The following is a 21,174-nucleotide window of genomic DNA, read 5'->3' as shown; positions in this document are numbered from 1 at the left end:
ACGCCCGGTATGCGCACCGACACGCGCGGTTCGCGGTTTTTCAGCCCGGCAGAAGTTCCCAGCCGGTGCCGCGCCGGACGAGCAGGTCGCGGACCAGCAGCGTCCCGACCGGGACGTCGCGGCCGGGGGCGGCGTCGTCCTCGCCGCGTCCGTCCGACCAGACCTGCCCGACGGCCCAGCGCAGCTTCTCGACGCCGTCGGGGTGGCCCGTCCCGGACGCGACGAACACGTCCCGCGCGGGCACCGCCACGACCAGGTCGCCCTCCACGTCCTGGGCCAGCTTCTCCAGGAACCCGTCGTCCAGCAGCAGGGCGGCCTCCAGCCCGGCGCCGCCGAGCGTGACCGTGACAGCCCGCACGTCGGGGTACCAGTCGAGCGACAGCTCCTGGCGCCGGTTGCGGAGGTTGACGGTCGCGAGGCGCCACAGGTCCTTCGGCGCGATGCCCATCTCGTCGCAGTGCCGCCGCGCGACGTGCTCGTAGCGGCGGCGGCCGGCGCTCTCGTCGGGCAGCTCGAAGGCGTAGGTGACGTAGAGGTCGCCCGCGAGGTCGTCCCGGACGGGCTCCTCGCCCGGCGGCAGCGGGAACTCCAACTGGACCTCGGCCGGGACCCGCGCCTTCGGCAACGGGACGACGAGATCGGTCCGCTCGGTCACGAGGTTGCTCCTCCCGGGGACGGCGTTTACCAAGTGGATCACGATACCGGGATGCGGCCGTTACCGTGGGTGATGTTCTAGGCGCGTTCCGTGACCGGCCCGCCGGGCGGGACGATCGGCAGTCCTCGCGGCGCGCCGTCCTCGATGAGCCGTCGCAGCGCCGTCGTGTCGAGGTGGTCGGCGATGAGGTCGCCCAGCTTGTCGAGCGTCTCCTCCCTCAGTTCCCGGAACGAGACATCAGGGGCCGGGACGAAATCCCGGTTCGCCGTCTTCGCCACGTCTGCGAGGAAGGCACGGCGGAAGGCGTCGTTCTCCAGCGCGCCGTGCCAGGTCGTGCCCCAGACCGCGCCGCTCCGGCAGCCGTCCAGGAACGGTTCGCCCTGGTGGCCGACGATGCCGTGGTGGATCTCGTACGCCTCGACGTCGTGGCCGTACGCTTCGCCCGTCGGACGGGCCAGCGTCTTGTGCCGGTGGAACGTGACGTCCGCCGGGAGCAGACCGAGGCCGCCGACCTCGCCCTGCTTGGACTCGACGTCGTCGCGGATCGTCCGTGCGAGCATCTGGTAGCCGCCGCAGATGCCGAGGACGGGACGGTTCCGCGCGGCGCGCTTCTCGATCTCGTCCGCCATGCCGCGTGCGCGCAGCCAGGCGAGGTCCTGGACGGTCGCGCGGCTGCCGGGGAGGACGACCAGGTCGGCGTCGGCCAGGTCGCCGGGGCTCGCCGCGTACCGGACGACGACGCCCGGTTCGCAGAGCAGGGCGTCCAGGTCGGTGAAGTTGGAGATGCGCGGGAATCTGACGACCGCGACTCTCAGCGTCTCGTTACCGTGCGGGGCGCGGGCGTCCGGGCGGGGGGCGTCGAGGGCGAGGGTGTCCTCGGAGTCCAGGTAGAGGCCGAGTTGCCACGGGAGGACGCCGAGCGTTGTGCGTCCGGTCAGTGCTTTGAGCTGGTCCAGGCCCGGTTCGAGGAGTTCGCGCGCGCCGCGGAACTTGTTGATGACGAAGCCCGCGATGAGCGCCTGGTCCTGCGGTTCCAGGAGCGCGACCGTCCCGTAGAGGGACGCGAACACGCCGCCCCGGTCGATGTCGCCGACCACGATGACCGGGATGTCCGCCGCGCGGGCCAGGCCCATGTTCACCAGGTCGCCCGCCCTCAGGTTGATCTCGGCGGGGCTGCCTGCGCCTTCGCAGACGACGACGTCGTGTTGCGCGCGGAGTTCGGCCAGGCTGTCGTTGACGATCGTCCGCAGCTCGTCTTTGAACGCGCCGTACTGGAGCGCGTCCACCTCCGCGACCGGACGGCCCTTCACGACGACCTGGCTGCGGCGGTCGCTGCCGGGCTTGAGCAGGACCGGGTTCATGATCGCTCGTGGCTCCGTGCCGGCGGCCTGGGCCTGCATGTACTGGGCGCGTCCGATCTCGGCGCCGTCCGCCGTGACCATCGAGTTCAGCGACATGTTCTGCGCCTTGAACGGGGCGACGCTGACGCCCTGGCGGGCCAGCCAGCGGCAGATTCCCGCCGTGACGACGCTCTTGCCCGCGTCCGAGGTCGTCCCGGCGACGAGGATGGCTCCGCTCATCTGCTGCTCCCGTTCGCCGCCACCGCCGCGGCCACCGCCGCGATGACCGTGACCGTCGCCGACAGCTTCGTCGCGCGGCGGATGTCGCTCGTCTCCGGCGGCCTGCCGTCGCCCAGCTCGGGCCGCTGCTCTCTTCGTCCGTGGTAGACGTTCGCGCCGCCGAGCCTGACGTTGAGTGCGCCCGCGAACGCGGCTTCGCATCGTCCTGCGTTGGGGCTCGGGTGCTTGCCGCCGTCCCTGCGGAGGACGCGCCAGGCGCGCGGTGCGCACGCGACGGTGATCGCTGCGGTGATCCCTGCGGGGACCCAGTTCAGGACGTCGTCCAGCCGCGCGGACGCCCAGCCGAACCGTTCGTACCGCTCGCTGCGGTAGCCGACCATCGCGTCGAGCGTGTTGGCGGCGCGGTAGGCGAGCAGCCCCGGGACGCCCGCGACCGCGCCCCACACGAGCGGGGCGATGGCCGCGTCGGACGTGTTCTCGGCGATGGACTCGACGGTCGCCCGCGCGATTCCCGCTTCGTCCAGATGGCTCGGATCGCGCGCGCAAAGATGGCCGAGCCTGTTCCGGGCCGCTTCGATGTCGTCGCGCTCCAGGTGGGCGGCCATGACGCGCCCTTCGCGGGCGAGCGACGTGCCGCCGAGGACGGCCCAGGTCGCCACCGCGGTGACACCGGCCTTCACGGTTCCATTGCGCGCACTGCGCTCGGCGGCGTACCCGATCGCTGCGGCTGCTCCGACGAGCGTCGCCGTGTAGACGACGCCGTTGGCCCTCTTCTTCGCGTAAAGCCTGCGCTCCAAGGCTTTCGCGGCACGTCCGAAGGCAGCGACAGGGTGCCCTTTGCGTGGATCCCCGAACGCCGCGTCGAGCGCGACGCCCATCAGCAACCCGGCAGCCCTAGGCGAGATGCGCATCAAGGTCCTCCCAGTGGAGGTCGAGCCAGTCCTGAGCACGCCGGATGCGCTCCCCGGCACCGCCGTCCCACATGCGCGCCCACCCGCCGCCGAGCCGCTCCGCACGCCGCCGCATCGCCGCGTACGACCGCTCGAACCGCGCCCTGGCCAGCGGCAACACGTTTCTGCGGTCGTCCCGCCCGAGCCCGTAGGCATCGCAGAACAGCCGAAGCCGCCACCCGGCGTCCGCGTCGTAGAGAACGGTGTCCCGATCAGCGGGATCGGCGAGCGGCGCCCAGTGCCGCGCGGCCGTGACGACGTCATAGAGCCGCGTGGTGGGCCGAGCGAGATCGAAATCGATCAGCGCCACCGGCACCCCGTCCCGGAACACAACGTTCTCCGGGGTCACATCACAGTGCCCGACGAGCTCAGCCGGCCCATCGGCGTTGGACACATCGAGATCGTCCCAGACGGCATCATCCGGCGGCCGATACGCGGCAACGGCATCGTGATACCGCCGCAGCAACCCGGCAACCCCCCGAACCGCCCGCTCGTCCACCGCATAAGCAGGCAACGGCCGATGCGGAACATCACCGTCCACCCACCCGAGCACCTCACGCCCGCGTCCATCGACACCGAGCACCCGAGGCACCCCATCGAACCCGGCACGCTCCAGAAACCTCAGCAGCCCATGAACCGCCGCCGTATGCGCCCCCACAGGCCGCCGCACCGTGTCCCCGACCCGCACCACGCCTTCCGTGACGTCACCCCCGGAAAGCGGCACCTCACCGTCCACCGCCACAGGGATAGACGATAAGACCAAACAACCACCGCACCGACCACGCAAAACCAGTGTGGAGCCGAGACACGCCCGGCCCTACACTGTGACCCGGTGTCCACTTGGACACCGATGCGCCCGTAGCTCAGTTGGATAGAGCACCGGTCTTCTAAACCGACGGTCGCGGGTTCGAATCCTGCCGGGCGCGCTCTAAGATCCCCGTAAGCCAGCCTCCGACCAGCCCGAACACCCCAACCGCCCGAGCACCGGGTATGCGACCAGCCGCCGCCCCACGCAGCCGGAACGCACGGTCCACGGACCATACGCGGAATGATCTCGGCCGCATCCACGCAGCTCAGGCCCCCACCACAACGAGCCCCCGAGCGGTTCCGGCCCCTCCGGCAACGTGGCGATCTTCACCCGCCCAACACGCCCTCCGACGCGCGAGTCCGCACCACCGCCTACGCGCCCCTGCGGGGAAGCGACGACCCGGCCGGGCATTGCAGCAGTTCCGCCATCGGCGTCCGGGCCGGTCGCCGTGAGACGGCCCAGTCCTCAGAACGGTGCGCTGTTCAGGCCAAAGGACCGGGCGCCAGGACGGTGTACTCCTCCAGCCGCATATGAACCTGGGAGGCACGCATCCAAGGAGCCCAAGGATCGCCGTACTCGATGGTGGCGCGCTCAAGCTGCTTCAGTCCGGCAGGCGTGGCTTCGTAGAGCATTCCCGAGACGGCAGCGGGCGCGAAGCGGCTCGCACGCAGGACGACGTGCCCACCCTTCAGATGCGGGCACATCCGAGCCGAACGTTCCACGCAATTCGGGCAGAGCGGCGGATGAGCGGTGAGGACGGGCGCGGGCCAGGGGCCTTCGGCGTTCTGGTACTCCTGCGCCGACAGCATCCACACCGCGTCCTTCCCGCACGGCGTCCCGCACACCTGGCACAGCAACTTGCGCATCGCCAAGCGCTGCCGCAGGTAGTGGACGTTCTTGAACTGCGGACGCCCCACACCGGGGCTGATCCGCATCCGCGCCCACAACACCCCCGCCTGGTCACGGTCGTAGGGAGACTCATCAACGTAGGCGAGACGGCCGTTCCGGATGACGAGCCCGTACGGCGGAGTCACCTCCGACGACCACGCGGTGATGTAAGGCACCACACCCCACCGCGCCGGATTTGCGGCGGGAACGGACTGCTGACGAGCGGACATAGTGAAGGTTCCTTTCTCGAACTTGTTCGAACGACGTCGGCCGCACGAGCTAGGCGAAAGCTCCGACGATTCGTGATGGGAAACCAGGGCGGATCAGCACTCGCCGCACCCCTCGTCCCTGACCCTTCGGGGGGCGCCTTGGGAGCGACGCCACGACCGGGCCGCCTCCACGGCTTGGGACAGATGAACAGCGGTCAGCGCTTCAAGCAGCAACCACCGGTCACCAGATGGCACCATCGCCCACCAATGCCCAGTCGCGTTCCCACGCCAGGCGATCGCTCCTGGAAACCGGCGCCGGATCTCCACGACCGCTGCGGCCACCAATGCAGGCGACCATTCCGGCGACTGCCGACCGAGCCGCCCGGGTCCGTCACGGTGAGGTTCGACCGCAGGAGGCGGCGCTGAGCCAGAGCGCTCGGACTCTGGCAGCCACGCACCGGACTCACGCGACCGCGCGCACCGCGACCCAGCCGGCCCGGCCATCACGGGCGCCTTTCGGCCGTGCACCAGGCGGGCGGCTCGCCGCACCGACCGCACCCATTGGAAAGGCGACGATGCCTGGTCCGGCAACAGCGTGAGCCATCGACCATCACGGCCAAGCGGCCAGTCCGGACTTTCCCACCCCAACGGCCGCACCGGCGTTGCCCCGGCCCGCCGGGTCGCTCCTGCTTCTCGGTCATGACCACCAAGATCCGTCACCAGGCGCAGATGACCCATTCCCAGCCGATATCCCCGAGTGAGATATACGCTCGGTGATGCGCTGCACATGGAGCGAGGGCGAGGGGAACCCGATGGCGGGACGTGCATTCAGCCAGATCGTCATTCCACCGACGCTGTGGGATCACCCGCAGATGATCGGCGCTCTCCAATCGCGCGACATTCGCACGGTTTTCCACCTTTTGCGCCAGTACGCGGGCGCAAGCCAGACCCAGATCGCCATCGCGTGCGGCATGGCGCAAGGCAGAGTCAGCGAGACGATGAAAACGGGCGGACGCCAGATCACCGCGCTGGAGGTCTTCGAGCGGATCGCGGACGGCCTGGACATGCCCGACCACGCCCGCATGACGCTCGGCCTGGCGCCCCGCTCGTTCACCGCGCCGTCCCCCGACGCCACATCCATCACACCAGGCAATGAACTCGTGAGCTTGGTACCGCCCGCGCCCTGGGGTTCCCTGGACGCAGATCCAGACGACGCGGAAGGAGACCCGTTGCGCAGGAGGACGTTCACGAAGCTCGCCGGAGCAGGCGTGTTCACCGCCATCCTGTCCGACCTGCCTGGGGACAGCGCACCACTCGAAGGCGTCGAGGCATTCGCGACCGCGCTGGCCGGATATGACGTCCAGCCACCGGACCGCGACCCCAACGTCCTTAGCCCGGCCCACCTGAGCAACGCTGTCGCGGCAGCGAAACGCAACTACCAGGACTGCCAGTACACGGCAGTCACCAACTCACTACCGCACCTTCTGGCCGACCTCCGCACGGCAACCAGGACACATGACGGCGACGATCGCCTCACACTAGAAGCACTGTCCGCCGAAGCCCACCACGTCGCCGCGAGCATCCTGCTGAAGCTCGGCCACGAAGGACTCGCCTGGATGGCCGCCGACCGCAGCATGCAGGCGGCCCGCAACAGCCAGGACCTGACGACCCTCGGTTCAAGCGCCCGCATTGTCACCCACGCCCTGATGAACGACGGCCATTACGGCGCAGCGACCAAAACCGCCAGCTCGTACGCCGAACACATCGACCGCCAAGCCGAAGATCCCACACCAGACCTCCTATCGGTCTACGGCGCTCTCCTCCTGCGCGGCGCCGTAGCGGCAGGCCAGCGCGGCGACCGCGACACCGCCGCGACCCTGCTCGACGAAGCCCAGAACGCCGGCCGACAACTAGGCGGAGACTTCAACCACCGCTGGACGGCGTTCGGCCCAACGAACGTCCAACTCCACCGGGTGAACATAGCCCTGCAACTAGGCGACGCCGGAACAGCTCTCCACCACGCACGAACCATCAACCTCGACCGCATCGCACTCCGCGAGCGCAAGGCAACCCTTCTCATGGACACGGCCCGCGCACTCACCCAGTGGGGCAAGCACGAGAAGGCCTACGACATGCTCCGCACCGCACACCAACTCGCCCCCGAAGAAGCAGCACGCCCGTCCGCCCACCACATGATGCGAACCCTCTCCGCAACCGCACCCCCAGGCATCAAACGCCAACTCCACGAGTTCACCGCCGAAATCGGAATCCGCCTATGACCACCACCGACCACCCTCGCACCCTCTACATCGTCGTATGTGCAGCAGGCGTCGCAACATACGTAGGAAAACTTGTAGCACTAGCCCAAAACCGCAACTGGAACGTACAGCTAATAGCAACACCCGCAGCCCTGGACCTCATCGATGTCCCAGCCCTAGAAGTCCAAACCGGCCACCCCATCCGAACCCACTACCGCAAGCCATCCGAACCCCGCACACCACGAGCCGACGCGATCATCGTAGCCCCGGCAACCTACAACACCATCAACAAGTGGGCAGCAGGCATCAGCGACACCTACGCCCTAGGCATCCTCGCCGAAGCCCCCAACCTCAACATCCCAGTCGCCGTGCTCCCCTTCGTCAACACAGCAATGTACGCCCGCACGCCCTTCCAACGCAGCGTCGAAGCACTAACCAAAGAGGGCGTCCACATCCTCATAGGGGAAGATGCCTTTCAACCACACCCACCCGGAACTGGCAGCTCCCGCTTCGATACCTACCCCTGGCAGCGTCCACTAGAAGAGATAGAAAGTACATCAGAAGCAAACTGACCACCCAGTCGTCAGCATTCTTTTCAATATACAGGCCCCACCGGCCGCCACAACGCAAACTCTATTCGCCCAAAAGAGCGCCAATCAAATTCAACACCAGCGACAACCGCAACGAACCCATGCCACTGAATCCAACCAGCCCACCTTCCGCATAAAAGTTAGACTTAAATATCATTCTTTATCGATAGCTCCATCAAATGATCAACCAGCTCCCAGACATTGGACCAAGGGTTTTTCTTCACAATGTCACCGGTATCTTGATGGCGCCGATCCAGAATCTTAGCGCGATCCTTGGCTATAACATAGTTACTAGAAAAAGTAACATAATCCACGTGCTTGTCATAATTAGGCAAATGAAGCCTAAGCTTGCGATATGCCGAGTTAGTGGTGAGGTATGCATTGTGCTCCGAGAAATGGAGAAGTAGCCATATCTCAAAGCACGGGTTTGAGATAACTAGGCGCACCCCTTTGCGCATTGCCAGGTCTACCGCCTCTGCGATCTTAGGCTGCGGAATAGGGGCCTCGATATCAAAAACACACCATATTTCATCCTGCTCTTGGATGTCACCTCCGGACACCCTATACGTGCTATCAATGGCATATTCAACCATCGATAGCGGATTGCCCCGCGCAGGAGAAACTAATATCTTAATATTAGGCGAACGAACACTAGAACAGAGTCCACGGAAATAGCCTTTTTCGCTTTGTTCCCCTTCATGATAGATGTAGATCTTCCGTTTGGGCGGCTTCTTTTGGGAGCTTCGATAGAGCGGCCTAGTGCCTCGTGCCATCGGTCTCCTCGCGTTCAGCAAATGCAGAAATCAAAAGAGTATCATCAAAAAATGGAACAGCACCGTATCTCCCCCGGAGATACCCTCGTTGCACATTATCGATACCTTCGCGAACTCGATAATCCGTCAACGGAAATAGATGTGTGGCTCCATCATCGTCCTTTTCTGCAAACCAGACTTGGTCTCGACGGAGTCGACATGGCGCGTTTTTTCCGAGCAAAGTTGTGTCATGACTATTGAAAATAAGCTGCGCTCCATTTTTGTTTGTGATCGGATCTTGAAAAAGACGAACCAGCTCTGCACTCAACGTTGAGTGCAACCGAGCATCTAGCTCATCGACAACGAGGATCCGTCCCTGCTTAAGAGACTGCAAAATCGGTCCCGTCAAAGAAAGCCACGTACGAGTTCCGGTCGATTCATGACCAAATGGCAGGCCTTTTATGCCATCACTTGTTTTATGCTTAACTTCGATATCGGGCGTGAGGTAATTTTCAGGATCAACTTCACCCTCGTCAACGCCCAGCATATCAAGCATTGCCTTGAACCGATCAATCATTTCCGGCGTGACCTCAGGTTTAGAGACACTCATATCAACAACACCGAGGTCCGCAAATGAAAGCAGATCGATAACGGCACCACGGTCATGCCTTTCCATATAATGCAGCGTAAAATCGAGCCGTTGCTTTTCGTTGCTAGAAGACGCATATCGAATGCGATCAAACCAGCGGTAGACCGGCTGCAGGGCCTCGAAGTTATTGGCCGCCGCAGCGGAAAGGAAAAGGCTATTGCGCCGGACACTTTTTTCGACTAGCTTTTTGGGCCCAACAAGAGTGGATCCAAAAGATATTGGAGATCCAGATTTTCGGACATACAACGTCCGCCGCCTACGTTCTGGATAAGAAAACAGCCATTCTTCAATAATTTCCTCATCCGAGCATACGAACCCATAGTTATACCTCACTCCAGAAACGATGAAATCGGCTTCGTATTCACTTGGCCTTTCGGACACTTCGCCATCCAACAAAAAAGGTCGGCGAGAAATCGGCTTATCTGGCAGCCATTTCTGATGGGAGGTCACAACACACCAACGCATATACGCGAGGGCGTCGACAGTGTTCGATTTCCCCGATGCGTTAGGTCCAAATATGCCCACTACCGGCAATGCGGACATATTTTCCGTCTGGGGAATTTTTCCTAGAGCGAGATCAGGATGGTTGTCGATCGCCACCATGCTGAGCTCCTGCCGATCACGCATAGATGCGTGATTCGTTGCCGCGAACCTCAGCAGCATGGACCTTCCTCCCCTCAAGCTCGAGACGGTGCAACACTGATAGTGTAAGCGTTTCACCTGGCGAAGCGTCAACATCCGACGCTACGTGGCTTGAAAGTAGGCGGTGAGGCTCCCCGGTTCGGCCACCTGAGCCGCTACAGGACGCCAACAGTCCGTTAACAGAGCGTAGATGACCGCTGCCCTCTTCCGATCAACACTCTGCTGTGCAGGGCAGGAATTCGGCTACTTCCGACCAAAGCGGCGGCGCGTCGCAGCATCAGGCCCCGGCTCGGCTGGTCGGTGCTGCGACTTAGATGCCACCGACGACTCACGGCAGGATAGCCCCGCCAGCGCCTTCATCTCCGCCACAACGAGTAGTCACATTTTACGCGGTGGCGTGGGGGTGGGTGTTGAAGCGGGACTGGAGGTCTTTGTCTAGTTCGGGGAAGTCTCGGTCTTTGGTTTCGGGGATGTAGCGGGCGGTAAACAGGAGGCCTAGAGCGGCGATCGCGGCGAAGATCCAGAACGTCTCGCCTTGGCCGATGACGTTCGCTATCGGGAGGAAGACCAGGCTTACGGCGAAGTTGGCTGCCCAGTTCGTGGCTGTGCAGGCTGCGGAGCCTGTTGCGCGGGATGTAGGTGGGAAGATTTCGCCGATGAGGGTCCAGAAGACTGGGCCTACGCCGCCTGCGTAGCCGGCTATGTAGAGGACCATGGCGAGGAGCGTTAGGACGGACGGCCAGTCTGCGATGAAGGCCAGGCCGAGCAGGGCCATCATGACGGTCATCACCGCGAACGAGACGAGCAGGAGCTCGCGGCGGCCCAGGCGGTCGATCAGGCGGATCGCCAGGACGGTCATCGCGAGGTTGATAACGCCGATCGCGATCGAGTAGACGATCGAGTTGGACGCGGTCAGGCCGGTCTTCTCGATGATCGTCGGGGCGTAGTAGATGATCGTGTTGACGCCGCTGAGCTGCTGCGCGGCGGCCAGGACCAGGCCGACGATCAGCGCGGGGCGGACGTGGCGGGTCAGCAGGGAGCGCCAGCCCGTCCCGGATGAGTCCTGTGAGCGTTGTTGGTCGCGGTGTTCTATCAGGCGGTCTGCGGTGGGCTCGTCGCTGACGCGGGCGATCACCGCGCGTGCTTGTTTGCGGCGGTCGTGAGACAGGAGCCATTCGGGGGATTCTGGGAGGATCCACACCGCTGAGACGACCATGACCAGCGCGGGAATCGCGCCTACCGCGATCATCGCGCGCCAGTTGCCGCCGCTGGCGAAGGCGAGGTTAACCAGGTAGGCGATCAGGATTCCGATCGTGATGAGCATCTGGTTGAGGGTGAGGAGACGGCCTCGGATCTCCTTCGGTGCGATCTCCGAGAGGTACGGGGGGACGGTCGCCGACGCTGCTCCGACTGCAAGGCCGAGTACTAGGCGCGCGGCGAGCAGCATCACGTAGCCCGTCGATGCGACGGCGATGGCCGTGCCGACGAGGAAGACGGCTCCTTCGAGGCAGAAGATCCAACGGCGTCCTATGCGGTCGGCTAGTCGTCCGGACGCCAGTGCGCCCACCATCGCGCCTAGGACCAGCACGCTCACCACGCTGCCCTGTTGGAACGAGTTCAGGTGGAAGTCGGTCCTGATGTAGAGGAGCGCGCCGGAGATGACTCCGGTGTCGAAGCCGAACAGGAAGCCGCCCACCGCGATCAGTACCGCGTGCCGCCAGATCATGCGGCGGCCCCGGTCCGAGATGGCGGCGAGTACTCCCCCGTCGATCGGTGCGCTGGAGTAGCCCTGCAATGTCACGCCCTCCTCGGGTGCGCGGACGTCACGACCGCAGGTCCACGACGACCTTGATGTCGTCGGGCTCGCGGCGCAGGCCGTCGGAGAACGCCTCCATCGGGACGCGCCGGGTGATCAGGCGGTCCAGCCAGCCGGCGTCGGCCTTGGCGAGCGCGTCGGCCGCCTGCTGGAAGTTGCGGCGTGCGGCGTTGACCGAGCCGAATATGACCGTGTTGTCCAGGACGAGGCCCTTGTTGATCGCATCGGCGGGGACGGGGACCTTCCGTTGCCCGGACGAGATGCCGGTCAGGCAGATCACCGCGTCCGGGGCGACGATCTCGGTGAGCTGGAAGAGGAGTGGGCCGTGTCCGGTGCACTCGATGACGACGTCGGGGCGGACGCCGATGTCGCGGACGTCCGCCGTATGGAACGTTCCGCCGAGGTCTTGGACGAGTGCGCGCTTGGCGGCGCTCTCCTTGTTGTCCACGACATGGACCTCCAGCCCGCGCTGGACCGCCATGAGCGCCGCGAACAGCCCGATGGTGCCCGCGCCGGTCACCAGGACGACCTCGGGACGCCACGACGTACGCGTGAGGAACCGATCGGTCTGCTCCCACGCCTTGGCGATCACCGTGGCGGGCTCCAGCAGGACGCCGTTGTCCCCAAGCGCTGGGTCCAGCTTGACGGCGTACCGATCTTCGGTCAGCCAGAGTTGGGCGCCGAAGCCGTCCAGTTCCTTGATGCCGCGTTCGGTGTACCGGCCGTTGCGGCAGAAGTCCGCTTCGTCGTGCGCGCACGGCACGCACGGCACCGGATCGGGCCGCCGCACGACGCCGACGACGAGATCACCTTCCGCGAATCCGCTGGTGGGGTCCGCCGCGACGACCGTGCCGAGCGACTCGTGCCCGATGATCAACCGGTCTCGACCCGGCGGCGTCCAGCCGTAACCGTCGCTCTCGACGATGTCGTTGTCCGTGCCGCAGATGCCGAGCAGCCGCCCCTCCACCAGCAGGTCGCCCGGACCGGGCACGGGATCGGGCAGTTCCTCCACGCGGACCTGGTCGGGACGTCCGGGGACTACGGTGAGCGCCTTCATCTGTGTCGTCTCCTCGTAGCCGCCGGTCCGTCTCGACTGGACTGCCCCGGCGACCGCCCGGCAACACCGTCCGTTGGCCGATCACGGACGAACCTTGGAGATTCAGTGAAATCCGACGGCCTGAGAGCTTGATCACCATCACCCGTTCAGCCCTTGTCGGGAAGCGGTCGAGGGGAGTACCTGTTGCTGCGCGTCCGGTGTTCTCCGGTTGCGGAACGGACGGGCTCGGTCGTCACGGCTGGGGCGAGTGGATGCTGTTGAGACGTGGCGCGGCCGTCGCGCCGGAAGTCCGGCGGGCGCTGGATCGGGTCCAAGAAATCACCTCTTATCGAACGCTTCTGGTCGCGGAGCATGACGCGCACACGGCCGTCAGCCGGGGCGTCGGAAATTGCGAGGCCGTATACTTCGCTCTTGACACCGGCGGCGAGATCCTTGCGACTCCCTCGGGAATTTACCGTCGGCCCGAGCCTGAACGGCCGTGGATCAAGAGTGCCCCGGCTGACCTGCGAGGTCTCTTCCTCAGTTGGTCGGCGCTCACGCCATGGCTCGCCGATCTCTGCACTGTGCGCGGCATCATCATGGATGAGCGGGACGGCGGGCGCTTCGTCCGGCACACGCTTGAGTTGAAGGAGCAGCATCGGCCGAGTGGTCCGGCGGCTGTCCACCATGGTGACGTCTTGCGCCACGTTGGGGCGCGGCGCATGTCGTTCGACTTCTGGTTCTCCGAGTTCGGCGAGTTCACCGCGCTGCAGGTCTCTTACCGGACGTTGCGCATGCTCCGATCGCGCGGGTATCCGACGGTTGTACGGCAGACGTGGTGGGATTTCGATCAGCCTGTCACAATGCCGGAATGGCCGTGAGTGAGGCGACCCTCTTCGTTTGCGCTACGTGTGAGGCTGTGCTCACGGCTCCGCTGGTTGAAGTTGCGCTGCCTGTTCATGTGAATCAGTCGTATTACCACGAGCTCTATCCGCCGCTCATGGAGCCGGGGACGTACGCGGTGGTCGATGAGCCGTCCGGGCCACCGTGGCGACGCTGGGACGACGTCGGAGCTGATGCGGCGGAAAAGCGTGGTTATTACGCGCCTGTGTATTCGCTGTCGTTCGGTCCGGCCGGGGTTGTCGTCATCGCGCCCGGGGACGTGCGCGGCACTGTCCTGGTCCCCGGCCGGGTGGGCGGCTACTGCATCGGGTTGGACGGACGCGATGGACCCAATCTCGCATGTCAGCAGTGCGGGCGGCCTGTCGCGACTCGTATCGACGACTGTTCGTACTGGCAGAGCGTGCGTCTGGATCCGCGGGCCGTCCACCCGTGTCCTGGCGGGCCGGGCCAGAGAGTGCTCGGTTGGGACGAGTTGCCGGCGACGCCTCCCGTCGAGCCGAACGGGGCGTGGAGTTCGGTGTGGGCTGCGGCGGTCGGGGACGCGCTGGCGCGTGTCGTGGCCGTATCGGGCGGTGCGCGGATCGGCTTGCCGGAAGCATCCGTCGCCGCCGTGTTCGGGCGGGCGCTGGATGTGCTTCTTCCTCCCGGTGATATTGCGGCCGACCTCTTTCTCGTCGGCCCCGGGGTCGCCGAGCGCGGAGACGGGATCGCGCTGGTCCCCCGGCATCCGCAGACCGGGGAGATCTGGCCGTGCGGTGCGCGAGCGGTGGTGCCGCTGGCCTCCGATGTGTGGGTTCATCTGGCCTTCGACCGGCCTCGGCGGCTGCCGGTGCCGCAGGACGTCCGCCGCGACGATCCGGCGCCGCTCCTGCCTGATCGTCCCTTCTCGGCCGATCGAAAGATCTTCCTTGCGACGCTGGCACGGCTGCCGGCCGTCCGCGAGCCCTGGTTGCGCGAGATCTACGACCGCGTTGGCAACTTCCCGCTCCCGCCGCTCTGAGCGCCGTCTCGGCCGACCCATCGACTTAGCCAGTGTTCACTGGCAAGCTTTGCGGCGCGTCCCTGACCGGGTTCGGAGGAGAAGCCATGATCCGTCGGTGTCTCGCCTGTGGGTTCGTGCCGTCCGCCGTCCTGGTCCTCGCGCTCGCTCGGCCTGCGGCGGCTGATGCGGGCGGGTGGCAGGACGTTCCCACGCCGCTCACCGAGGTCGGCGCGCCGTTTCCGGTCGGTGTCGCCGCTGTCGGGCCGCGGCTTGCGTGGGCGGTGGGGATGGAGGCGAGTCGGCCGCTGTTACTTCGCTGGGACGGTGCCGCTTGGACGAGAGAAGCCCTGCCCGGGACGCTGCCGTTCGGTTCGCTCAACGTCGTTGCGGCGGCTGGGCCGCGCAACGCGTGGGTGATCGGGGGGCCGCATCTTGATCCGCTGCAGTCCGCCTATCACTGGGACGGCACGGCTTGGCGGGCCGTGGAGTTCCCCGTCAACTTCTGGGCGTCGTCCCTGTCCGCCGGACGCGACGGCTCTGCCTGGGCGACCGCCCGCAACACGAGCACCAATGAGAGCCAGCTCGTTCGGTACGGCGACGGTCGGTGGACCAGAGTCGACGTCCCCCTGCCCGAAGCCGACGCAGTCGGTGGTCCGTCGTGGCGTCCGGGATCGGTCGCGGTCCTGTCGGCCGAGGACGTGTGGCTCGGCGGGATGAACGAGCGCGACGGGCGGATCCCGTTCGTCCTGCACTGGGACGGCCGGGCCTGGCGGGACATGCGCGTCCCCCGGTCCCCCTCGGGCTTCGTCAGCCGTGTCCTCGCCGTCTCGGCCCGGAGCGTCTGGGCCTACCGCACCGACGCGATGACCGAGACCGAACGGACCTTGCTGCACTGGAACGGACGGGCCTGGACCGAGATCACCGTCCCAAGCGGCATCGAGACCGGCGGCGTCATGAGCGACGACGGGCGGGGCGGCGTGTGGCTCGGCGTCGTCGACCGTTCGCAGACCCGCACGACGTATGCGCACTACCGGGCCGGGACGTGGACGATCGAGCGCGGGCCCGCGCGGTCCGTCTACTCAGCGGCCTCCGCGCTCGCGCGGGTGCCGGGGACGCGGACGGTGCTGGCGGTTGGGATGTCTGAATACGTCCCGATCGCCGAGCGGTTCGCGGCCGGACGGCGCTAGCACGCCGGGGACGGGTATCGTGGCGGGCTTCCCGGCCCGTCGAGAGGGATGCCGCCGGACCGGTAGATTGCGAGCCGGTCTTCTTTGCCCGGTTTTCACGGCCCTCTTAGGTGGGCGGTGGCAGGGTGTGACCGGTGTGGTGTCGTCGATCCCGGAGCGAGTGAGGAAACATGTCTGAGGATGGCAAGCCCCGGGGCGAGCCCGCGGTCAAGGCCAAGCTCCCGAACGCCAAGAGCCTCCGCAGCCCCGAGTTCACGCCGCACGGCATCAGCGCGGGGCGCAAGGGCGGCGGTCCCCGGCCGTCCGGGCTGACGGCGGCGCAGGCGCGCAAGCGCAAGCGGCTCGGGATCCTGGCGGCCGTGGTCGTCGTCCTCGTCGTGGCGGGCGGCATCACCTACCTCGTCACCCGGCCGGGGCCGGAGATCAAGGTCACCGGCGCGTTCGGCAAGAAGCCCTCGGTGAAGATCCCCGCCGGGCTGGAGCCCGCGAAGAAGCTGTCGACCAGCACCCCGATCAAGGGCAGCGGGACGAAGGCCGCGAGCGGTTCGGCCGTGTACGGGCGCTACACCTTCTACCAGTGGACCAAGGGCACGGGCGACGACGCCAAGAAGAAGAGCACCAGCAAGGAGATCGACAGCTCGTTCTCCGCGACGGCACAGCAGATCCGTCCGCTCGTCATCGGCAAGACCGGTGTGAAGGGCGTGGACGAGGGGCTCGTCGGCCAGACGGCGGGCAGCCGCGTCGTCCTGGAGATCCCGCCGGGCAAGGGCTTCGGGTCGCAGGGCGAGCAGATGGGCATCGCGGCGACCGACTCGATCGTCTTCGTCGTGGACATCCTCGGCGTGTACCCGAAGGGCATGGGGCCGTCCGGGACGGCGCAGGAGCAGAAGGACAAGAACCTGCCGTCCGTCGCGGCCGGCAAGCCGGGCGAGGCGCCCAAGGTGACGATGCCGAAGACGGACGCGCCGTCCAAGCTTCAGGTCGAGACGATCGTCCAGGGCACCGGGAAGGCGCTCGCGAAGAACGACAACGCGGTCGTCCAGTACCAGGGGCAGCTCTGGCGGGACGGCAAGGTGTTCGACTCCAGCTTCACCAACGGCGTCCCGGCGCTGTTCCCGATCGGCGTGAAGGCGACCGTGCCGGGCTTCGACAAGGGGCTCACCGGTCAGAAGGTCGGGAGCCGCGTGCTGCTCGTCCTGCCGCCGAGCGAGGGCTACGGCAAGAACGGGAACCCGCAGGCCGGGATCAAGGGGACGGACACGCTCGTCTTCGTCGTGGACATCCTGGGCACCATCTCCACTTGATTTTGGACATCTAGCAACACATCGGACGGCGGGTCTCCTGGGAACGGGGGTCCCGCCGTCCCGCGTTGGACGGTCGGAGTCCGGCCGGGAGTCAACCCCCGCGCGCCTCCGTCCGTCCCTTCTAGGGAGCCCCGGGAGAGAGCAATGGACCGGCCTGGAGCGTCGGCCTCCTCGGGTATCGTCGGTAACGGAACAATCACGGGGGGCTTGTGAGCGAGAGCGGTAAGAGCCCGGAGGGCGCAGTGCCCGCCGGGCGGCCGGACGGTGCCGACGGCGTCGAGGAGGACCCGGCCGCGACGCCGGCGGACGACGCCGACACCGCCACCCCCGAGCCACCGGACGACCCGCAGGACGCGACGCGCGCCGAGGCCGTGCCCGACGAGCCGGAGAACGCACCCGCCGAGGCCGTCGTCGCGGACGAGCCCGACATGGGCGCGCCCGCCGAACCGCAGGACGCGACGCGTGCCGAGGCCGTGCCCGACGAAGCACCCGCCGACGCGACGCGCACGGAAGCCGTCATCGCGGATGAGCCGGACGGCGAAGACGCGGAGGACACCGCGCCCCTCAAGGCCGCCGTCGCGGACGAGCCCGGCGAAGGCGCGACCGCCGACACGGGCGACGCGACCGCTGAGGCGGACGAACCGCAGGACGCGTCCGCCGACGCGACGCGGGCGGAGGCCGTCGTCGCGGACGAGCCCGAGGCGTCCGGCGATGCCGAGGAGGCGCCTGCCGACGCCACGGGCGTCGAGGCCGTCGTGCCCGACCAGGCGGAGGCGCCCGCCGACGCCGCACGCGCTGAGGCCGTGACGCCTGACGATGCGGACGTGCCTGCTGACGCGACAGGTGCCGAGGCCGTTGCGCCTGACAAGGCGGACGGCCCTGCCGACGCGACGCGGGCCGAAACCGTTGTGCCCGATGAAGCCGAAACACCCGCTGACGCGACGCGGGCCGAGACCGTTGTGCCTGATGAAGCCGAAGCGCCTGCCGATGCGACGCGGGCCGAGACCGTTGTGCCCGATGAGGCCGAAGCTCCCGCTGACGCGACGCGGGCTGAGGCGGTCGTGGCCCCGGCGGACGCCACGCGCGTGGATCGTGTCGTCACCGACGACGATCTCGCGGACGACGCGACGGCCGCGCTGGGCGCCGAGGGCGCGCAGGCCGCGCCGCCGACGATCCTGCCGCCCGACGGCGGCGACGGCGGGAGTGGCGACGAGCCGCCGGGGGGCGGCGCGAGCCCGGACAAGAAGCGGCACGGCAAGCGTGTCCGGTACGCGCGCCGCGCCGCGCTGGCCCTGCTCGGCCTGGTCGTGCTCGTCGTCGGCGGGTTCGTGGTGGCGTACATGCTGACGCCCGTCCCGTCCCCGCAGGAGGCGGCGATCGCGCAGGGCCCGACCTTCTACTACTCCGACGGCAAGACGGTCATCGCGAAGACGGGCGTCAACCGCGAGGCCGTCACGATGGACCAGATTCCGAAGAGCATGCGGGACGCGGTCATCGCCGCCGAGAACCGGAGCTTCTACACCGATCCGGGCGTTTCGCCGTCCGGGACGGTCCGGGCGTTCTGGTCCACCGCGACGGGCGAGCAGCTCCAGGGCGGGTCGACGATCACGCAGCAGATGGTCCGCAACTACTACGGCGGCATCGGCAAGGAGCGGTCCGTCACCCGCAAGCTCAAGGAGATCATGGTCGCGTTGAAGGTCGGCCGGGAGAAGCCCAAGGACTGGATCCTGGAGCAGTACCTCAACACGATCTTCTTCGGCCGGGACGCGTACGGCGTCCAGGCGGCGGCGCACGCGTACTACGGCAAGGACGTCAAGGACCTGACCCCCGCCGAGTCCGCCTACCTGGCCGCCGCGATCCAGCAGCCGAGCAACTTCGCCGACCCGACGGGCCAGAACCGCGTCTACGCCGAGCAGCGCTGGCGCGCGGTCATCAACAACATGGTCCGCGACAAGGCGCTGGACGCGAACCAGGCGGCGGCCCTGCGCTTCCCCGCGCCCCAGAAGCAGCGGATCACCGACGTCCTGAAGGGCCAGAAGGGCTACATGGTCAATGTGGCCAAGAAGGAGCTGATGGAGCGCCGGGGCTACAGCGAGGACGAGATCAACCGCGCCGGGCTGAAGATCACGACGACGTTCGACAAGCGGCTGATGGACCAGCTCCGGCAGACGGTGACGGCGAACCTCCCGTCCGGGATGAACAAGAAGATCCGGACGGCCGTCGTGTCGGTGGACCCGGCGACCGGCCAGGTCGTCGCGTTCTACGGCGGACGCAACTATCTGGACGAGCCGCTGAGCAGCGCGTTCGGCGACTGGGGCCAGGTCGGCTCGGGATTCAAGCCGATCGCGCTGGCCGCCGCGCTGAACGACGGCAGATCCCTCACGACGTCCTATGACGGCAGCTCGCCGCAGTATTTCAACCGCACACCGATCCACAACGACAGCAACGAGAACTTCGGCATGGTCAACCTCGTGACCGCCACGGAGCACTCGATCAACACGGCGTACGTCAACCTCGGCCGCGACATCGGCAACCAGAAGATCGCGAAGATGGCCGAGAAGATGGGCGTCCCGGCCGACCAGATGAGCGCGGCGCAGCGGGCGTCGGCGGTGTTCCCGCTCGGTGTGATCTCCGAGCACCCGGTGCAGCAGGCGGGTGTGTACGCGACGTTCGCGGCCGAGGGCGAGCACCGGACGCCGTACGTCGTGAAGGCCGTCCGGGACAACGACGGCCGCTCCCGGACGTTCACCGAGAAGGCCACCCGCGCGTTCAGCGCGCAGGTCGCGCGGGACGCGACGTACGCGATGCAGCAGGTCGTCCAGGGCGGCACCGGGACGGCCGCCCAGCTCCCCGACCGGGACGTCGCGGGCAAGACGGGCACGACCGACGCGGGCGCGGCCATCTGGTTCAACGGTTACATCCCGCAGATGGCGACGACGGTCGCGATGTTCCGGTCCGACGGGAAGCCGCTCGTCATCCCCGGCTACGGGTCGTACGGCGGGCAGCTACCCGCACAGATCTGGAGCGCGTACATGCGCCAGGCCGTCGACATCAAGGGCTACGACCCGGAGGACTTCGGGGAGCCGTCCACGCGTACCGGCGGCTACAACGGCGGGAACCCGGCGCAGGGGCTGCCCGCCAACCCGCGCACGAACCGTCCGCAGGACCCGGGGCCGACGCGTCCGCACGTCCCGACCCCGCCGGCGACGCGGCCGACGGCGCCGATCACCCCGCCCGGCGACGGGGGCGGCGGCAACGGCGGCACGCCCGGCGGCGGAGGCGGCGGGAACGGCGGCGGTCCCGGCGGAGGCAACGGCGGCGGAGGCGGGGGCGGCGACGGCGGCCCGAACCCGAACGAGTTCGGCGGCTAGGCGACGGCGGCGGCGCGCGTCCCCGGATGCGCGCCGCTCAGTCGCAGGCCTTGCCGATGCCGCGCGGCGTCTGGGCGAGGACGGTGTTGAGCTGCGCCATGTCCCCGGCCGCGACCGTCGTGGACGCGGCGCGCAGCCGTCCGGCCTCGGCGTTCAGCGCGGAGCGGAGCTTCCCGTCGTCCGCCTTGCCCGCGAGCGCGCCGAGTTTGGCGGCGAGCTGGTCCGTCGGCGCCTTCCACTGCGCGGGCTGGCCCGCCGGGACGGTCCTGACCTGCGTCATGTAGGCGGCGTACGCGGCCTTGGCGTCCGAGCAGACGGCGGCGGAGTTACCTCCGCAGCCCGCAGTGAGGCCCAATGCGGCCAGCAGCACACCGCTCCCCGACAGCACCCGGACCCGCCCCCAGCGCATGGCGCCTCCCCGCTCGATCCCCGTCAGCATCCGCTCATACTGACGCACACCAGCCGAATCGGTTGCCTCGACGGGACGGGAATCGCGCCGACGTTCAGGGAGCCGGTGGCTCCGGCGGCGCGCGGACCCTACCCTGTCGGGGAACACGGAGACGGCGTCGGCCCTGGCTGGGGGGTTCGGGCGGC

General features: G+C 67.2%; 17 protein-coding genes and 1 tRNA gene. 8 read left to right on the top strand and 10 right to left on the bottom strand.

Features of this window, described 5'->3' with window-relative positions:
• Positions 1-40: 40 nt before the first annotated feature.
• The 4 genes from BTM25_RS10420 to BTM25_RS10405 form a co-directional block, all read right to left on the bottom strand.
• Positions 41-655: a DUF1444 family protein gene (locus BTM25_RS10420; RefSeq protein WP_103562466.1), complete on the bottom strand. Its 615-nt coding sequence runs from the start codon at positions 653-655 to the stop codon at positions 41-43.
• Between the two features lie 77 nt (positions 656-732).
• A complete protein-coding gene (locus BTM25_RS10415; RefSeq protein WP_103562465.1) occupies positions 733-2,235 on the bottom strand; it encodes a cobyric acid synthase in 1,503 nt (500 codons plus the stop codon).
• Positions 2,232-3,146 carry a cobalamin biosynthesis protein gene (locus BTM25_RS10410; RefSeq protein WP_103562464.1) on the bottom strand — a complete coding sequence of 305 codons (915 nt, stop codon included), beginning with the start codon at positions 3,144-3,146 and terminating at the stop codon, positions 2,232-2,234. The genes BTM25_RS10415 and BTM25_RS10410 overlap by 4 nt, the downstream gene beginning before the upstream one ends.
• Complete coding sequence (locus BTM25_RS10405; RefSeq protein ID WP_328589616.1) at positions 3,130-3,927, bottom strand: phosphotransferase; 798 nt, start codon at positions 3,925-3,927, stop codon at positions 3,130-3,132. Before BTM25_RS10405 ends, BTM25_RS10410 begins: the two co-directional genes overlap by 17 nt.
• A gap of 110 nt (positions 3,928-4,037) precedes the next feature.
• Between BTM25_RS10405 and BTM25_RS10400 the strand changes: the two genes are divergently transcribed.
• Positions 4,038-4,111, top strand: a tRNA-Arg gene (locus tag BTM25_RS10400).
• A 364-nt stretch (positions 4,112-4,475) separates the two neighbouring features.
• Here BTM25_RS10400 and BTM25_RS10395 read toward each other — a convergent pair.
• Positions 4,476-5,111 (bottom strand): hypothetical protein, encoded by a 636-nt coding sequence (locus tag BTM25_RS10395; protein ID WP_103562463.1) that lies wholly within the window; start codon positions 5,109-5,111, stop codon positions 4,476-4,478.
• A 791-nt stretch (positions 5,112-5,902) separates the two neighbouring features.
• Here BTM25_RS10395 and BTM25_RS10385 point away from each other — a divergent pair.
• Positions 5,903-7,369, top strand: a complete 1,467-nt coding sequence (locus BTM25_RS10385) for a helix-turn-helix domain-containing protein (protein WP_235828327.1) — start codon at positions 5,903-5,905, stop codon at positions 7,367-7,369.
• Complete coding sequence (locus tag BTM25_RS10380) at positions 7,366-7,920, top strand: flavoprotein (RefSeq protein ID WP_103562461.1); 555 nt, start codon at positions 7,366-7,368, stop codon at positions 7,918-7,920. Before BTM25_RS10385 ends, BTM25_RS10380 begins: the two co-directional genes overlap by 4 nt.
• 164 nt (positions 7,921-8,084) lie before the next feature.
• On the opposite strand, the gene BTM25_RS10375 is transcribed toward BTM25_RS10380, so the two are convergent.
• The 4 genes from BTM25_RS10375 to BTM25_RS10360 all read right to left on the bottom strand — a co-directional run bounded on the left by BTM25_RS10375 (position 8,085) and on the right by BTM25_RS10360 (position 12,854).
• Positions 8,085-8,711: an RloB family protein gene (locus BTM25_RS10375; protein WP_103562460.1), complete on the bottom strand. Its 627-nt coding sequence runs from the start codon at positions 8,709-8,711 to the stop codon at positions 8,085-8,087.
• Entirely contained in the window at positions 8,695-9,942 is a 1,248-nt protein-coding gene (locus tag BTM25_RS10370) for an AAA family ATPase (protein ID WP_168212075.1), read from the bottom strand. Before BTM25_RS10370 ends, BTM25_RS10375 begins: the two co-directional genes overlap by 17 nt.
• Positions 9,943-10,366: 424 nt before the next feature.
• A complete protein-coding gene (locus BTM25_RS10365; protein ID WP_235828326.1) occupies positions 10,367-11,782 on the bottom strand; it encodes a sugar porter family MFS transporter in 1,416 nt (471 codons plus the stop codon).
• 22 nt (positions 11,783-11,804) lie between these two features.
• Positions 11,805-12,854 (bottom strand): glucose 1-dehydrogenase, encoded by a 1,050-nt coding sequence (locus BTM25_RS10360; RefSeq protein WP_103562458.1) that lies wholly within the window; start codon positions 12,852-12,854, stop codon positions 11,805-11,807.
• Positions 12,855-12,982: 128 nt separating this feature from the next.
• Between BTM25_RS10360 and BTM25_RS10355 the strand changes: the two genes are divergently transcribed.
• The 5 genes from BTM25_RS10355 (at position 12,983) to BTM25_RS30690 (ending at position 20,580) form a co-directional block, all read left to right on the top strand.
• On the top strand, positions 12,983-13,714 hold the full coding sequence (locus BTM25_RS10355; RefSeq protein WP_146059022.1) for a hypothetical protein: 732 nt from the start codon (positions 12,983-12,985) through the stop codon (positions 13,712-13,714).
• On the top strand, positions 13,705-14,736 hold the full coding sequence (locus BTM25_RS10350; protein WP_103562456.1) for a hypothetical protein: 1,032 nt from the start codon (positions 13,705-13,707) through the stop codon (positions 14,734-14,736). Before BTM25_RS10355 ends, BTM25_RS10350 begins: the two co-directional genes overlap by 10 nt.
• Before the next feature lie 86 nt (positions 14,737-14,822).
• Positions 14,823-15,905, top strand: coding sequence for a hypothetical protein (locus tag BTM25_RS10345; RefSeq protein ID WP_146059021.1), 1,083 nt, complete (start codon positions 14,823-14,825; stop codon positions 15,903-15,905).
• Positions 15,906-16,075: 170 nt separating this feature from the next.
• Complete coding sequence (locus tag BTM25_RS10340) at positions 16,076-17,209, top strand: FKBP-type peptidyl-prolyl cis-trans isomerase (protein WP_103562454.1); 1,134 nt, start codon at positions 16,076-16,078, stop codon at positions 17,207-17,209.
• A 209-nt stretch (positions 17,210-17,418) separates the two neighbouring features.
• Positions 17,419-20,580, top strand: coding sequence for a transglycosylase domain-containing protein (locus tag BTM25_RS30690; protein WP_205648021.1), 3,162 nt, complete (start codon positions 17,419-17,421; stop codon positions 20,578-20,580).
• A 37-nt stretch (positions 20,581-20,617) separates the two neighbouring features.
• Here the strand turns inward: BTM25_RS30690 and BTM25_RS10330 are convergent, their stop codons facing one another.
• Positions 20,618-20,989, bottom strand: a complete 372-nt coding sequence (locus BTM25_RS10330; RefSeq protein WP_146059020.1) for a hypothetical protein — start codon at positions 20,987-20,989, stop codon at positions 20,618-20,620.
• Positions 20,990-21,174: the final 185 nt, after the last annotated feature.

This window comes from Actinomadura rubteroloni, assembly GCF_002911665.1.
In the GTDB taxonomy this organism is placed as follows: domain Bacteria; phylum Actinomycetota; class Actinomycetes; order Streptosporangiales; family Streptosporangiaceae; genus Spirillospora; species Spirillospora rubteroloni.
This window is presented reverse-complemented; position numbering and strand designations above follow the sequence as displayed.

Bases quoted from the DNA above. Each gene is read 5' to 3' on its own strand.
- BTM25_RS10410 (WP_103562464.1), bottom strand. From the start codon at position 3,146: ATGCGCATCTCGCCTAGGGCTGCCGGGTTGCTGATGGGCGTCGCGCTC.
- BTM25_RS10345 (WP_146059021.1), top strand. From the start codon at position 14,823: ATGATCCGTCGGTGTCTCGCCTGTGGGTTCGTGCCGTCCGCCGTCCTG.
- BTM25_RS10385 (WP_235828327.1), top strand. From the start codon at position 5,903: ATGGCGGGACGTGCATTCAGCCAGATCGTCATTCCACCGACGCTGTGG.
- BTM25_RS10350 (WP_103562456.1), top strand. From the start codon at position 13,705: ATGGCCGTGAGTGAGGCGACCCTCTTCGTTTGCGCTACGTGTGAGGCT.
- BTM25_RS10330 (WP_146059020.1), bottom strand. From the start codon at position 20,989: ATGCGCTGGGGGCGGGTCCGGGTGCTGTCGGGGAGCGGTGTGCTGCTG.
- BTM25_RS10360 (WP_103562458.1), bottom strand. From the start codon at position 12,854: ATGAAGGCGCTCACCGTAGTCCCCGGACGTCCCGACCAGGTCCGCGTG.
- BTM25_RS10340 (WP_103562454.1), top strand. From the start codon at position 16,076: ATGTCTGAGGATGGCAAGCCCCGGGGCGAGCCCGCGGTCAAGGCCAAG.
- BTM25_RS10395 (WP_103562463.1), bottom strand. From the start codon at position 5,111: ATGTCCGCTCGTCAGCAGTCCGTTCCCGCCGCAAATCCGGCGCGGTGG.
- BTM25_RS10375 (WP_103562460.1), bottom strand. From the start codon at position 8,711: ATGGCACGAGGCACTAGGCCGCTCTATCGAAGCTCCCAAAAGAAGCCG.
- BTM25_RS10370 (WP_168212075.1), bottom strand. From the start codon at position 9,942: ATGGTGGCGATCGACAACCATCCTGATCTCGCTCTAGGAAAAATTCCC.
- BTM25_RS10380 (WP_103562461.1), top strand. From the start codon at position 7,366: ATGACCACCACCGACCACCCTCGCACCCTCTACATCGTCGTATGTGCA.
- BTM25_RS10415 (WP_103562465.1), bottom strand. From the start codon at position 2,235: ATGAGCGGAGCCATCCTCGTCGCCGGGACGACCTCGGACGCGGGCAAG.